The sequence below is a fragment of the Verrucomicrobiota bacterium genome (assembly GCA_027622555.1).
Lineage (GTDB): Bacteria > Verrucomicrobiota > Verrucomicrobiia > Opitutales > UBA2995 > UBA2995.
This window is the reverse complement of the sequence record JAQBYJ010000009.1, coordinates 12553-28601: the sequence shown is the minus strand read 5'-3', so window position 1 is coordinate 28601 and position 16049 is coordinate 12553. Positions and strand designations below refer to the sequence as shown.

General features: G+C 43.7%; 10 protein-coding genes. 9 read left to right on the top strand and 1 reads right to left on the bottom strand.

The annotated features are described in order from the left end of the window. Positions 1-5: 5 nt before the first annotated feature. The 7 genes from O3C43_04120 to O3C43_04090 all read left to right on the top strand — a co-directional run bounded on the left by O3C43_04120 (position 6) and on the right by O3C43_04090 (position 8656). Positions 6-965 carry a phosphoribosylaminoimidazolesuccinocarboxamide synthase gene (locus O3C43_04120; protein MDA1065669.1) on the top strand — a complete coding sequence of 320 codons (960 nt, stop codon included), beginning with the start codon at positions 6-8 and terminating at the stop codon, positions 963-965. Between the two features lie 2 nt (positions 966-967). After that, complete coding sequence (locus tag O3C43_04115; GenBank protein MDA1065668.1) at positions 968-2884, top strand: class II glutamine amidotransferase; 1917 nt, start codon at positions 968-970, stop codon at positions 2882-2884. An 8-nt stretch (positions 2885-2892) separates the two neighbouring features. Then, positions 2893-4218 carry a phosphoribosylamine--glycine ligase gene (gene purD, locus O3C43_04110; GenBank protein MDA1065667.1) on the top strand — a complete coding sequence of 442 codons (1326 nt, stop codon included), beginning with the start codon at positions 2893-2895 and terminating at the stop codon, positions 4216-4218. Continuing rightward, positions 4219-4830 (top strand): phosphoribosylglycinamide formyltransferase, encoded by a 612-nt coding sequence (gene purN, locus O3C43_04105; protein MDA1065666.1) that lies wholly within the window; start codon positions 4219-4221, stop codon positions 4828-4830. Positions 4831-4907: 77 nt separating this feature from the next. Further along, positions 4908-5387, top strand: coding sequence for a GNAT family N-acetyltransferase (locus O3C43_04100; protein MDA1065665.1), 480 nt, complete (start codon positions 4908-4910; stop codon positions 5385-5387). Continuing rightward, a complete protein-coding gene (locus O3C43_04095) occupies positions 5384-7762 on the top strand; it encodes a hypothetical protein (GenBank protein ID MDA1065664.1) in 2379 nt (792 codons plus the stop codon). Before O3C43_04100 ends, O3C43_04095 begins: the two co-directional genes overlap by 4 nt. Before the next feature lie 135 nt (positions 7763-7897). Then, positions 7898-8656 (top strand): hypothetical protein, encoded by a 759-nt coding sequence (locus O3C43_04090; GenBank protein ID MDA1065663.1) that lies wholly within the window; start codon positions 7898-7900, stop codon positions 8654-8656. Between the two features lie 42 nt (positions 8657-8698). Here the strand turns inward: O3C43_04090 and O3C43_04085 are convergent, their stop codons facing one another. Then, the gene (locus O3C43_04085; protein ID MDA1065662.1) at positions 8699-9085 is read right to left on the bottom strand and encodes an Hpt domain-containing protein; all 387 of its coding nucleotides are present in this window, start codon (positions 9083-9085) and stop codon (positions 8699-8701) included. A 238-nt stretch (positions 9086-9323) separates the two neighbouring features. Here O3C43_04085 and recC point away from each other — a divergent pair, with 238 nt between their 5' ends. Both recC and recB read left to right on the top strand, forming a co-directional pair. Beyond that, positions 9324-12560, top strand: coding sequence for an exodeoxyribonuclease V subunit gamma (gene recC / locus O3C43_04080; GenBank protein MDA1065661.1), 3237 nt, complete (start codon positions 9324-9326; stop codon positions 12558-12560). Further along, positions 12557-16042, top strand: coding sequence for an exodeoxyribonuclease V subunit beta (recB, locus tag O3C43_04075; GenBank protein MDA1065660.1), 3486 nt, complete (start codon positions 12557-12559; stop codon positions 16040-16042). Before recC ends, recB begins: the two co-directional genes overlap by 4 nt. The last annotated feature ends 7 nt before the right edge of the window (positions 16043-16049 follow it).

Sequence of the window (16049 nt, the reverse complement as noted above, 5' to 3'; positions counted from 1 at the left end):
AGACCATGGACCGACGAGAAATAATCCGATCTCAAATAAATAACTGTGTAGTAAAAACTAACCTGCCTGGCCAAAAGATTCAGGGCAAGGTTCGGGACGTGTATCCCATGGAGGACTCGATTGCATTCGTTTGCACCGACCGATTGAGCGCTTTTGATCGTGTGCTGGCGGCCATTCCGTTCAAAGGCCAAGTTCTGAATTTAACAAGCAAATGGTGGTTTGAAAAAACCAAACACATCATTCCGAATCACTTACTGGACACTCCGGATCCAGCCGTGACGATTGGCAAAAAGTGCGAAGTTTTTATGGTAGAATTTGTGGTGCGAGGTTACATGACCGGATCCACGAGCACATCGCTTTTGACCCATTACAACAATGGCAGTCGAAACTATTGCGGCAACGAATTGCCTGAAGGGTTGATTAAAAGCCAAAAACTTTCGAAAAACATTCTGACACCCACTACCAAATCCGAACACGACGAACCAGTGAGTCTTGATCAAATACTTGAGATGGGGCTCATGAATAAAGAGGACCTGGATATCTGTTCTAAAGCAGCACTTGAGCTTTTCGCATACGGTCAGGAGGTAGCTAAAGAACATGGACTCATTCTGGTAGATACAAAATATGAATTTGGAAAAGACAAGGACGGGGTCATTCGTCTGATTGACGAAATCCATACACCTGATTCCAGTCGTTACTGGCTGGCTAGTTCATACGAGGAACGTTTTGCAAACGGAGAAAATCCTGAAAATATTGATAAAGAATTTATTCGTCTTTGGTTTCGGGATCACTGCGATCCTTACAAAGATGAGATCCTTCCCAAGGCTCCGGATGACCTGATTGTCGAATTAGCAAGTCGCTACATGCAGCTTTTCGAGATGATCACCGGAGAAACGTTTCCCATCGGCGATCTGAATACTCCTGCATCCGAAAGAATAGAAAAAAACTTAAAGGCTTACCTTTAAGAATGAGTGACTCGATTAAACACGAATGTGGCATTGCCCTGGTGAGGCTCAAAAAACCACTATCGTATTACCAAATAAAATATGATTCGGCCCTTTGGGGTTTTAATCAATTATTTCTCCTAATGGAGAAACAACATAACCGAGGTCAAGATGGCTCGGGAGTGGGTGCTCTAAAACTGGACGTGGAAGTCGGGAAGCCTTATATGTTTCGGAAACGAAGCGCAGAAGCTAACTCGATGAGTCGCATTTTCAGCAGCCTCTTGGACGACTATAATTCCAAGGTCGATGAGGGTACGATTCATCCTGAGTTTGCAACAACCGTGAAAGATCATTTTGATTTTGGTGCTGAAATATTTTTAGGCCATCTGAGGTACGGCACATCCGGCGGTTATTCAGAAGCAAGTTGCCATCCATATTTCCGAAGAAACAACTGGCCAACCCGCAATTTAATGGTCGCTGGAAATTTCAATATGACCAACACAGACGAGTTGAACAGACGTCTTATTGATCGTGGACAACACCCGGTATTCGATACGGATACCCAGACCATTTTAGAAGAAATCGGTTATCACCTGGATGAGGAGCATCGCCGTCTTTACCACGAGAATCGCGACGTAAAAGATCTATCCGGTATGGACAATGCAAAAGCAATTTCTGAAAAACTCGATGTGGGTGAAATTCTTAAGGAATCCAGTAAAGGATGGGACGGCGGATACTCGATAGCAGGGATGATAGGAAACGGTGACTGTTTTGCGACTCGTGATCCATGGGGAATAAGGCCCTTCCACTTTTTCGAAGATGATGAGGTGGTTGCAATTGCTTCAGAACGAGCGCCGCTGATGACTGTTTTCTCGAAAGAGGTTGAAGAGATTCAGGAAATCAATCCGGGCGAAGCTATCATTATTAAGAAAAATGGAACGCTAATTAGAAAGCAAATCCGTGACCAACAAGAACGGGTATCTTGCAGCTTCGAGCGAATCTATTTTTCCCGTGGAAACGACCACGATATATATCTGGAAAGAAAAGCCTTGGGCAAAGCCCTGGTCGGCTCAGTCTTAAAAACCATAAACAATGACCTTGAAAATTCGGTATTCAGTTTCATTCCCAATACCGCTGAAGTCGCTTATTATGGCCTCATGGACGGTTTGCGTGAAGAACGAAGAAAAGCGGTAAAGGAAGAAATACTGGCACAAGCGGAAACCGGAAAGTTAGACTCGGATTTCCTGGATCGTGTCATCATGAGTAATTGGCCTCGATCTGAGAAAGTCGCACTGAAGGACATCAAGCTTCGAACCTTCATAAGTCAGGAAAAAACTCGAACCAACCTTGCTTCTCATGTTTACGATATCTCTTACGGTAGTGTTTCCCAAACAGATAATCTAATCTGCCTGGATGATTCGATTGTTCGCGGCACAACGCTTAAACAATCCATCATTAAGATCCTGGCGCGCTTGAAACCAAAGCAAATTATAATTGTATCAACCGCCCCACAGATTCGTTACCCGGATTGTTATGGCATCGATATGTCCCAACTCCACAAGTTCATTGCGTTCGAAGCTGCCATTGAGCTGTTGAAAGACCAGGGACGGGAGCAATTGATTCGCGATGTATACCTTGAATGCGTTGAACAGGCAAAACAACCGATCGACCTAATGGGCAATAAGGTCAAACGGATCTACGATAGTTTCACGCCGGAAGAGATCTCGGTTAAGATTAGTCAGAAAGTTAGACCGGAACTGGATTATTGGAATGGCAAGTTAACGATTATTTTTCAAAATATCCACAACCTGCATGAATCTTTACCCCACCATAAAGGCGATTGGTATTTCACTGGCAATTACCCTACGCCGGGAGGCTTCCGTGCCTTGAACACAGCGTTCATCAATTACTACGAAGAGCGTGAAGAGAGAAGCTATTAAAAACCCGCATGGATAATCAGAACTTCACTATTTTGCTCGTTGGTTCCGGTGCACGAGAGCACGCGATGGCTAAATCTATAAGCAAATCCAAGAGACCCTTCAAATTGATAGTCTTTGGTTCTAGTATGAATCCCGGAATTGCAGCTCTTGCCGATACCTATATTTCGGGAAATATAAATGACCCCGAAGCCGTAGCCGATTACGCAAAATCGAACCATGCCAACCTGGCGGTGGTCGGCCCGGAAGCTCCGCTTGAAGCGGGGGTGGCTGACAAACTTTGGAGCCTGGGAATTCCGGTTGTCGGACCCAAGATGCAATTGGCCATGCTAGAAACGAGCAAACAGTTTACCAGAAATCTGATGGCAGATTATGACGTGCCTGGTTGCCCAAAGTTTAAGTATTTCTCGGACCTGGATGGAGCTGGGGACTTCCTCGGAACTCTCATGGACAACTACGTTGTCAAAGCCGATGGGTTGATGGGCGGTAAGGGCGTAAAGGTAGCTGGTGATCATCTCCATTCTCATAATGAAGCACTTGAATACTGCCAGGAACTTTGCGATGCCGGATCCACCTACGTCATAGAAGAAAAGTGCATCGGAGAAGAATTCTCTCTTTTCAGTTTTTGCGACGGTACGACCTTGAAGCATATGCCGCCCATTCAAGACCATAAGCGCGCATATGTGGATGACAAAGGCCCAAACACAGGCGGCATGGGAAGCTATAGTGACGCGAATCACCGTTTACCATTTATCACTCAAACAGACATTGAAGAAGCGCAGGAAATAAACAGGCTGGTGGTAGAAGCACTAAGGAAAAAAACGGGAGAAGGATACAAAGGAATTTTGTACGGGGGTTACATGGCCACGGCAAAAGGAGTTAAAGTTATAGAATTTAACGCCCGCTTTGGAGATCCCGAGGTCATGAACTTACTTACACTTCTGGACACAGATATTATCGATATCTTTGAAGCCATTTGTAGTGAAACCCTGGACCAACTTGATGTTTCATTTAAGAAGCTTGCCAGTGTGTGCAAGTATGTTGTCCCAACAGGCTATCCGGATAATCCGGAAAAGGGATTTGAGGTTGATCTTAGTCAGTTCGAAAAACCGCACCAACTATTCCTTGGGGCTGTAGATCAAAAAGAAAACAAGCTTGTAGCAACAGGTTCGCGAACAGCTGCGGTGGTTGGTGTAGCCCCCACCATTGAAGAAGCCGAACAAGAAGCTGAAAGATTAGTGAATCAAATCAAAGGCGATCTGTTCCATCGACCAGACATAGGTACAATCGAGTTAATTGAAAAACGAGTAACGCACATGAAAGCGTTACGTGGTTAAATGAGTCAGGCACCGGTAAGAGTTGCCGTATTGGGATCAACACGGGGTTCGTCTCTACAGCCCGTTATTGAGGCCATCGAAGCAGGTGAACTGAATGCCACCATTGTCAGTGTTATCAGTAATCGAAAAAAGTCCGGCATTCTTGAACGCGCCCGAACACACTACCTCAAGGACTATTTTATTTCTGCTAAGGATAAGGAGAGAGAAGAGTTCGATAGAGAGGTATCAAAGGTTTTAATAGAAGAGAAAGCGGACCTGATTCTGTGCATCGGTTACATGCGGTTTTTATCAAAAGAGTTCGTCAACAAATGGCACGGTAAAGTAACCAATGTACACCCTTCCCTACTTCCTAAACATCCTGGATTAATGGATCTGGAGGTACATCAGGCCGTGTTGGATGCGGGCGATACCGAAACGGGCTGCACCGTCCACCTCATCGATGAAGGCATAGATTCCGGGCCCATTTTAATACAATTGAAAGTAGCAGTCGCCAAGGAAGACACCGCTGAATCATTGAAGGCCAAAGTTCAACCCATGGAAGGCAGAGCATTCGTTCAGCTAATTAAACAATGGCCGATGAAAGCTATTCCCCAGGATCGCTTCACTTCATAGGGTTTCTCCAGTAACGAGGGTCAATTTTAAGAACAATCCTGTTGCATCTGGTTATCCCTCAAGAATGATTTCTCTTCATGTCTTTTGAGATCCGAAAAGCCACAGAAAACGATACAGGTGCCATCCTTGGTTTAATTAAGGGAATCGCAGAGTATGAAAAGCTAACTCATGAAGTAACAGCAACTGAGGAGCTGATTCGAAAAAACATGTTCGGCGAAAAGCCATACGCCTATTGCTACCTGGCTTATTCGGATGAACAGCTAGCAGGCTACGCACTTTACTTTTTCAATTTTTCAACATTTCTGGCGAAACCAGGAATCCACCTCGAGGACCTCTTTGTACATCCAGAATTTCGAGGTAAAGGAATTGGTAAAGCATTGCTTCTTACCTTGGCAAAGGAAGCCAACGAAAAAGACTGCGGCCGCATGGAATGGTTGGCACTCGACTGGAATACACCCGCCCACGATTTTTACTTTTCACTAGGAGCGGAAATGTTGCCTGAATGGGAACTCTTTCGTGCTACTGGAGATGCCCTTAAGAATCTTGGGAACGCATGAGTAAATTTTGTGTAGCGCTCATCTTTGGTGGACCTTCCGCTGAGCGAGGTATTTCGCTGAATTCTGCGAGATCAGTTATAGATCATCTGGATGACTTCAACATCATTCCTATCTATTATAATTTACGAAAAGAGGCATTTCTGATTGATCGAAATCAGCTCTATTCAAACACGCCTTCCGACTTTGATTTCAAAATAGATTCTTTAGGCAAAGCGCTAAACGATGCAGAACTGGTCGAGCTGCTAAAATCGGCCTCAATCACCTTTCCAGTAATTCACGGAGCATTTGGTGAAGGGGGAGAACTGGGAAAATTTCTAGAAGAAAATCAAATCCCATTTATTGGAAGTTCTAGCCGAGCGTCTGCGGTAGCGTTTGATAAGTTTGATGCTGGATGGCAATTGGAACGTAAGGGGTTCTACTCCGTACCAAGCATGTTACTGGATGATTTAGAGGAAGAAGAATGCCTGGGTCGCATTGAGTCGTTTTTCAAAAACAATGGATTAAGTCGCGGGGTTTTAAAACCTGCATGTTCGGGATCAAGCATTGGAGTGACCGAAGTTCGAAATCCGGAAGCTTGCTTGAATGCATTTCGGTCAATGCATGCGGATAAGATAGACACGCGTTTTGTTTTAGAACCTTTCGTTTCCGGAAAAGAATTTACGGTCATTGTCGTACAGAATTTAAAAGGGGAACCCGTTGCACTCCTACCCACAGAAATTGAAATCACCGATTCATCCCAATCACTTTTTGATTATCGATTAAAATACCTCCCAACCCGACAGGTGGCCTACCACATGCCGCCGAGGTTTCCCGACGAATCCATAACGGACATTCAGAAACAAGCTGAATCAATATTCACAGCATTGGATTTAAAAGATGTGGTGCGAATGGATGGATGGCTGCTTGATGATGGAAGCATCTGGTATTCCGACATCAACCTGGCGAGCGGATTGGAGCAAAACAGTTTCTTTTTTCTACAAGCAGCTTACCTGGGTTGGACTCATTCAGAGATCCTTCATTTCATTGTGCATGGTGCTTGTGCACGAAGAGGACTTCCCTGTCCGCCTCCACCGGAAGAGGATACTTTTGCCGACAAAGAACCGATTCGTATTCTATTCGGAGGTGATAGCTCTGAAAGGCAAGTGTCGCTAATGAGTGGCACCAATGTTTGGTTGAAACTGCGAAAATCCGATCGCTTCTCTCCGGTGCCTTACTTGCTCGATAGTGATGGATTCATATGGAAACTCCCTTATGCAGCCACCTTGCGACATACGGTTGAAGAAGTTGGGGCAGCTTGCCACCAGATCCTAGAAGAAAAGGAACGCCTGGATATGTATCGCACGGACATCGAAAGTCGTTTGACTGTGGATTCAGATTTTGAACTTCAGCCACTGATCATGCCCAACTGCATGACTCTGGAAGATTTCATCCAGGATAATACAACCGTCTTCTTGGCGATCCATGGCGGCATAGGCGAAAATGGAGAACTTCAATCCACCTTAAGCAAGTCAGGCGTTCCATTTACCGGATCCTTATCAGCTTCAGCGAAACTGTGTATGGATAAATACGAAACCGGAAAAGCCCTGAAAAGCTACGGAAAACACGGAATATTTATCGCGGCCAAGAAGAAGCTCGATACCAAAATTCTTCAGCAACTTTCATCGGATAAACTAAAGTTCCTGTGGGAAAGCCTGACGAAAGAACTCAAAACACCTACCTTGATAGTTAAGCCACTATCCGATGGTTGCTCATCTGGAATCGTTCGACTCGCCAATGAGAACGACCTTCAACTTTATCTCAATTTGTTGAAAAGTGGTAGACCTCGAATAATTCCAGGTGAATTGAGTTTTGTTAAATCCCTCGTTGAGCTACCTCAAAGTCCGCCTGCATTTTTGCTTTTTGAAAGTTTCATCAACAGCGACAAACCCGTCATCAAAGGAAACGAACTCAATTGGGAGAAAAACTCTGGTTGGGTTGAGGTGACTGTGGGAGTTATCGGTCGACGAGGTGAAATGCGGGCACTCAAACCAAGCATCACAGTGGCCAGCGGAGAGATTCTGTCATTAGAAGAAAAATTCCAAGGTGGAACCGGTGTAAATATTACGCCGCCACCTTCTCCATGGGTATCACAGGAAGCATGGCAAAAGGCTCAAAACAAAATTGAATTCGTGGTTGAGAAACTCGGAATCAATGGATTTGCGCGGATAGATGCATTTCTGCAAATCGATTCAGGGGATATTCTCGTGATTGAGGCGAATTCCATTCCAGGCTTAACTCCGTCCACAGTGATTTTTCATCAAGCCCTTGCTGAAGATCCTCCTCTTTCCCCAACCGCGTTTCTCGAAACAATTTTAGATAATCGAAACACTTTTTAGATTAAGCTTTAAAAAGGTGATTTCTCTAAGGTTGAGATTTACAAGAGAGCCCACAATCATAGAATTTTCATTTCCTAGTACGGGAGGATTAATCCAAACGTCAGTAAAGTCACTTCAATCCATGCAAATAATCTCATGAAAAAATTATTAGGAATCATAGCAGTTTTAGTCATCATAGTAGGTATTGGCATGTTTGTATTGGCTAAGTCAGCAGGGAAAATAATTCAGACAGCAGTAGTCAGATTGGGACCTGAAATAGCCCAAGTGGACATTGAACTGAAAAAAGTTAATATTTCTTTCCTTTCAGGAGCAGGTGGTTTGGAAGGTCTTAAAATCCACAATCCAGAAGGCTTTAGCGGAGAACACGCATTTTATGCGGAACACCTGGCGCTGGATCTCAAGCCGATGTCGGTTTTGAGTGATAAGATTGTCATAGAGGAGATCCTCATTATCGGACCTGATATCCAATTTGAACAAAAACTTGGATCGAGCAATTTAAAGCAAATCCTGGATAATGTTCAGGCGTTTGCCGGATCCCCAGAAGAAGCAGAGGAGGAAGCTTCAGGAGGTAAGAAACTGGAAATCAAACGATTTATTCTTAAGGATGCCAAAGTAGGTGTCGGCTTGGGTACCAAACCCATCAGCATAACTATTCCAACCATTGAAATTAACGGTCTGGGAGAAGGTGAAGAAGGAATCACTGGTGCTGAGGTGATAAGCGTTTTATTGACTGAGGTAACTTCTCAGGTCATCGCAGCCATTGCAAAGAATCCAGACGTCATTCTGAAAGGTGGAGGCGATCTCCTTAAAAATGTTGGAGAATCAGGAGGCAATGCGCTCGAAAAACTGGGCGGTCTGTTCGGTGGTTCGAAAGATAAAAAAGAGGATAAGTAACGAAAATTACCTACTCACGATTTATTGAAGAGCTCGAAAAACTCAGTTCTTTTTGGAAGCAACAGTCGCATTCAGGTGAAACAGAAAAATATTAAAGTTTTCCTGAATCTGACTAACCGCATTTGATACCGTTCCAAAATCACCGGGCGCTGCTGGATTGGCCAGAAATTCTATTTCAGCAGACTGATTACTTATTTGCACACCTCCGAATATTTTCGTGGACGATTTCAAGGTGTGAGCCGCACGCTGCAGCAAGGGAAGATCTTCATTTTTGAAGGAGCTGAGGATGGTATCAACCAGCTCTTGTCCTTCTCGTTTTAAATCTCCTACAAGTTCTTCAACGATTTCCATTTCACCGACACAGACTTCTTCAAGAAACTGTTCAAATTCGGCGAGACTTATTATTTCAGAGGCGTTTATTGTGATCATAGATTCTCTTTCAAAAATGATTGTTTGAGTTGAGATAAATACTTAAAAACCACAGTCCTAGCATACCGACAAGCCGTTCAACGCCCACAAAAACTTTATTTACTAATGATTAACAGGGCCGAAAATTCGTAGATGAAAACAATTCCCCCATCCGCAAGTATTAATAGTAAATTTTAACGTTCTCATCCATCAGGAAATACCAAGACTGGTACTCGCGTTAGATTGAGCGTTTTATTAGATGGAATCCAAGCAAGCTGACATTCAATTATTCCTATCCAATCGATTGGAAAACCTTGCCGATGCACTAATCCGTCAGCTTGCAAGTTCCAATCGATCACTATTAGCAACGGATACGATTCTGGTTCAAAGCCGAGGGATGGCCCGATGGCTGAATCTTCGGATAGCTGATCGAACAGGAATTCAGATGAATATCCAGTACCTGTATCCAAGAGCTCTCATCGATCAATTATTAGAAGCAGTTGTCAAAAACAGTGATTCCGATTCATTGGCTTCATTTTCATCGAATGCGTTATTTTGGCGAATCTACCAACAGCTACCTAATTGGGCGGACAAAAAGGAAGCCTATGTTTTAAGGCGTTATTTGGAGTCAGAATCTCAATCCACCAGATATCTCAGACGTTATCAATTGGCTGTAAAAATCGCTCAACTCATGGACCAGCTTCAGACCTTTAGGCCAGAGCTGCTTTCGAGTTGGAGCGAGGAAAGGACAGCTACAGACTGGAAGTCGATAGTTTGGCAATCGTTACTACTCAAAAGACCCAAGGAGGCATTTCCGGAAATACTCGCTGCATTTAATAAAATAGTGCCGTCCTTGAATGCCCCACCCAATAATTGGCCTGATAGATTGTTTATATTTGGAATATCCTCTCTTCCACCCGTCTACGTAGAAATCTTGAGGAAAGCATCTACCTGGATGCCGGTTTCATTGTTTCTCACCCAACCTTCGCCACTCTACTGGGGTGACCAGGCTACGCGAAAGAGACAACTGAAAGCGGAAGAAGATGACTTTTTAAATAAAGGCCATGGCCTCATCGGAAACCTGGGGAAACAAGGTCAGGATTTCCTGAATACGCTTATCGATGCAGATGTGTTCGCAACGGATGAGTCAGAATATTTCTCAATTCCCGAATCCACAAACCTGCTTGGAGCATTACAAAAAGACCTTTATGAACTAAACGCTCCACCGAATTCAAAGCTCCAGATCAAAAGCGTGGCCGGAATACAAGTCCACGTTTGCCATACGTCGCGCAGGGAAATTGAAGTTCTTAAGGACGAACTTCATCGTTGTTTCGAATCTGATCCAAACCTGACGCCAGATCAGGTTATTATCATGGCTCCCAACATAGAAGAGTACTCTTCGGCTATTAGAAGTGTATTTGGTGGCTCCGACAAGGGTTCAGGCTTTTTGCCCTTTTCGATCGCGGACAATACTACGCGTTCTTCAAGTCCTGTCGCACATGCATTACTCGAACTTCTTGATCTCCTCCAGAGTAGGTTTACCGCAAACGAAGTTTTAAATTTCTGGAGCATTCCTGTCATCGCAAATCGATTTCATTTAAAACAATCGGACTGGGAAAGCATAAGAACCTGGATTGAAATGACAGCCATTCGATGGGGAATCAATTCAAACCATAGAAAGCAGACTACAGGCTCTACATTTGAAGAATATTCGTGGGAGCAAGGCATAGAACGTTTGGTAGCAGGATATTGCATCCACCCGACGGAGACATCTATTTGGGATGATAAAAATCCTTTTTCTGACCTGGAAGGAAATGCAACCACTTTGCTGAACCAGGTATTGGACGCTTGGTCATTTTTAGAGCAATACCAGGAAGTTGCATCCAGTATTTTAAAAACATCAGAGTGGCTGGAAAAACTACGAGAGATCGTCGATTACTTATTCTCCGACCAGGAAAGCTACCTGGACGATGCACAAGGGATATTGGCTTTAATCGAGGAACTCAAAAAAGAATCCAACAACGTAAAGTCGGATGAACCGATGACGATGAAGGTAATAAGCCAGATACTCGAGGCGAGGCTGACACAGGACTATCAAGCCGGGAGCTTTTTCAGTGGCACTATTACCTTCTGCTCATTGAAACCCATGCGAAACATCCCAGCCCAATTCATCGGGTTAATTGGAATGAACGAAAGTGCATTCCCCAGGAGAGATATACGTTCCGAATTCACACAGTTTCCCGATGGGAAGCGAACAGGAGATCGGTCGATCCGTGAGGATGATCGCTATTTATTCCTCGAATCCATTTTGGGAGCCAGGCGGCATCTTTATATATCCTATACAGGGATAGAAAGTCAGACGCTAAAAGTGCAACCTTCATCCATCGTGGTAGAAGAACTTCTTGATACCCTGGATGACTACTACCAGTTTCCAAACGAAACAAGCGCTCGAAGCACACTCTTAATACACGAGCCCCTCCAAGGATTTAGCCCATATTATTTCGACAAGGATCAACCCATCAGTTTTTCGAATGAAAATCTGAAAGCAGCTCGTTCGCTTATTGAATCCTCAGGCAATATTTCACCTCAATTCATGAGTCCAATTGAGGTGGCCCTGGAAATACCTGATGAAGTACTCCTGAGTACTTTTCAAAGATTTTTCGCAAATCCCTCAAGGTTTTGGCTGAACCAAAGTCTTGAGCTGAACTTCCCATATCAAGATCGGGTCCTCGAAGATTCCGAACCTATTGAAACCAATGGATTGCTCGAATATAAAAAAGGAAGTCTCCTGATTCAGCATCCAGAAATACTGTCCGGTCAAAATGGGTACTTATTGAATGATCTGTTACCTATAGGAGCCTTACAACAAGGCGCACTCGAAAAAGTCCAACCTGAAGTGGAGAAATTGCTCAGCATTCTCGGACATAATCCGATAGAGAGTCTACCTTCATCCGTTGTAGAGTTGGAATTTGAAGGACATCGGTTACAGGGAAGTATCGATGCTGTCACCGAAGAGCATCACCAAAGAATAAGATTTGGAAAAATACGAGGCATCGATCTGATTGCGACATGGATTGAACACTTGTGCCTCTGCGCACAAAGTTCAAACAACGGGTTCAAGACGTACCTGATCGGAAAAGAAGAACACATAATTTTTGACTACGCACACGATTCAAAAAAACACCTTGAAGAATTATTTTCGCTGTTTATCCAGGGTCATAAATCTGCTCTTCCATTATTTTGCGAAACGACCCACCTGTTTGCCAAAGAGACTCTTTGCCCTAATTCTCGGATAAAACAAACACCGTTAGAAATAGCCAAAAAAGAATTTACCAAAAACCCGGATGGGCAATTCGGACCACCAGGAGAAGCTTTTAATGAATTCATCGCATTATGTTTTCCGGAGTCGGATGCAGCTCTGTCAAAATCATTTGAAGAGACCGCATTAATTTTGTTTAGGCCTTTGTATGGTCATTTGCAGAAAGGCAGTTTGTGAGTACCAGCGAATTCCAGATATCAACAACTCCCATAGTGCAAGGAGTCACTTTTCTCGAGGCAAGCGCAGGAACCGGAAAAACATATACGATCTCCAAAATAGTGGTCCGTTTGATCGCCGAACAGAATGTCCCGATCTCAAGCATCCTGGTAATGACGTTTACGGAAGCGGCAACCAAAGAGTTGAATGCAAGAATCAGGACAGCCCTACAGGAAACACTTCAAGGAATGTCGCTGTCGAATCCATCGGACGAATTGGCCATTCAGTACAAAACGGCAAAGCCACAGGCAGCAAATCGTTTGCGGGCAGCGTTAGCGACTTTCGATGAGGCAGCCATTTTCACTATTCACGGATTTTGCAACCGTGTCCTCAAAGAATTTGCTTTTGAAAGCAATCGGCTCTTCGAACCCACTTTAATTAAAGAACAACGTCCGCTCTGGCTCGAAGCTATCCGGGACTTCTGGCGAGCCCATCACTATCAAGGCGAACATTTCATTACCTCTATTTTAAGTTTTCGCGGACATTCACCAGAAGCGCTGCTGGATAGATTTTTAAAAATCATTCGATATCCAATCATCGAGATTCTACCTGCCGTTTCTGAAGATCTTTATTCGGAATCAATTTCCGAAACGAAGAATGCATGGAAGAAGCTTCACGAATGCCTTTTGAACGAAAAGAAAGAGATTTTCAATTTTTTGGAGAACGAATCTCTCTTCAAAAAACCGCTGAGAGACTTACTACCAAACATTCGAAACATCCTGGCAGGAGAATTCCCGGAAAAGCCTTCCTATAATTTTCTTTCGATTCTTGGTAATCTTGTGCCTGACAATCTCCAGAATCAATTTATTAAAAAGTTTGAGGATACTCCCATTCCAACAACGTTTTTTGGTCATGTAAGCCAATGGCAGAAAGCATTGGAGCACTTTCTTCATCAACATACGTTTTATTGTTTTGGAAAAGTGAAGGAAGCGCTGCACAAAAAAAAGCAGCTTGATAACCTACTAACATTCGACGACCTACTTCCCTCAATATTAGAAACCTTGGAATCTGCATCTGGGCCACGGTTACAGGAGAAAATACAGCTAACTTACAAAGCGATCTTGGTGGATGAATTCCAGGACACTGACTCCCAGCAAACTGAATTATTTAGAAGACTCTTTATCACACCGGATCACTATCTCTTCTTCATTGGAGATCCCAAACAAGCTATCTATAAATTCCGTGGCGCTGATATATTCAGTTACTTGAAGGCGCGTGATTTGGCAAAACGGAGGCATACCTTATCGACCAATTGGCGTTCCTCAGCATTATTGGTAGATGCCGTAAATAGTTTGTTCACACTGAACACGGCTCCTTTCCTTTTCGAAGAAATACCATTCCTGCCTTCAACCTCCGCATTGGGAAATACCAATTTCACATTTGAAGGAAACAGGTTGAAAAAGCCACTAAGCCTGTGCTTTCAAAGTTCTACAAATGAAAAACCCATTGGAAGCACAGAAGCACGTGAGAAAATTCGAACGGCACTGACGCTCGAAATTATTAGTCTGTTAAAGGGTGATTACAAACTTGATGGAAAAGCTGTAAAACCATCGGACATCGCCATCCTCACAAGATCAAACAAAGAAGCACAAATGGTTCGTGAGAATTTGGCGGAGTATAGCCTACCCTCTGTGCTCTATTCGGACGAAACCGTCTTTGAAACACTCGAAGTTAAACAATTGCTTAGCTTATTAAATATCCTCCTTGAACCCAATCGATTGGATTGGTTAAGAGGGTTTTATGCGTCGGAATGGTTTTCATGGACAGCTGAAATAATTCACTCCCTCAATGATTCCTCTCACGGCTGGAGTGAAATTCAGGAAAAAATGCAAAGTCTCCATGAGCAATGGCTTACCGAGGGAATTTCCTGTTGTTTGGACGAGTGGATTCGCTGGAGTGGAATTAAACAGAAGCTGTTGGCAAAAGCAGGTGGAGAAAGAAGCGCTACAAACATTTTGCATTTGGTCGAGCTGCTCAGTCAGGCAGAAACCGAACTTAAGCTTACTCCACTGGCGCTCATTCAATGGCTAAACCATTCAATCGAAAAACCCGATCGTGAACGGGACGATTTCATAACTCGACTCGAAAGCGATGATCTAGCCATCCAGATTGTCACAATCCACAAAAGCAAGGGCCTTCAATACCCGATCGTATTCGTCCCGTTTGCCTGGGGATCAATGACCAGTCGATCCACCGATGACCGGATCTATCACAGAACTGACGTCGATAATCAATTGGTTTATGACAATCGCACCAATCCCGATGAAGAAGCCGACCAACAGTTTTATAAAGAAAGCTTATCGGATGCTTTACGGCTGCTCTATGTTGCTCTCACCCGAGCACAGCATTCCTGCTATTTATTCTGGGGTGACTACAAAGACCAGGAGCATTCTTCCATAGGCCGCCTGTTTGGTATGTCAAAATTTTCTTCACAAAGCTTCATCCGCTCAACACAAGAAGTGATGGAAGCATTGAAAACTGCCGACCTAAAGGGTGTCCGATTTTTAGATACCATTTCAATGAGTGAAAGAGTCGAAAGTTGTTATAATCGATTTCATGGATTTGGTGAGTTGGCGAGCCGCTCCATCAGTCGAATTCCAGAACGTGGATTCTACATTTCCAGTTTTTCTTCTCTGGCATCAGGGTTCAAGGAAGCCTACGAAGAAATGGTGGTTGAGGACGAGGATACTGCGATTCAGCACCTTGAAACAGAAATTGAAAAAACGATATTTTCACTACCCAAAGGAACTGCCACAGGAAATCTGATACATGATGTTCTGGAAAATACAGACTTCAGTAATTCAATGTCCCTGAAGGACATTGTGGAAAGTATGGTGAAACAATCTGTATTAGATAACCACTGGATTCCAACACTCCAAAATCACTTAATACAACTCCTGAAATGCCCGTTATCCACTGATCAATCACTCACCCTCAATCAATTGAAGCCAGGTAGTTGTTTAAAGGAAGCAGAATTTCATTTTCCCACCCGCAATACCTCAACAAGAGCATTGCTTAAGGTTTTTAAAGAAATTGCAACTGAGCATTTTGAATCTGAATTGCCCAATCTTGAAAACTGGAAAGAACAGCGATTGAACGGATATTTGCGTGGGTTTATCGATCTGACCTTCGAGTGGAAAGGTCGCATTTACCTGTTGGATTGGAAATCTAATTGGCTTGGAAATAACATAGAGGATTACGGGAAGGATTCCATAAGCCAAGCCATGTCCCACCATGCCTATTTTCTACAATACTACCTCTACACCCTGGCCACAGTAAGATACCTGAAATTTAGAGATAAGCACTTTGACTATGAAACGCAATTCGGCGGGATCTACTACTTGTTTATCCGCGGTGTTCATAAAGATCACCCAGGAAGTGGTGTTTACTTTGATCGTCCGCCTTTTGAGGCGATTCAAAAGATGGATAAAATATTTCGATAATCCAAAA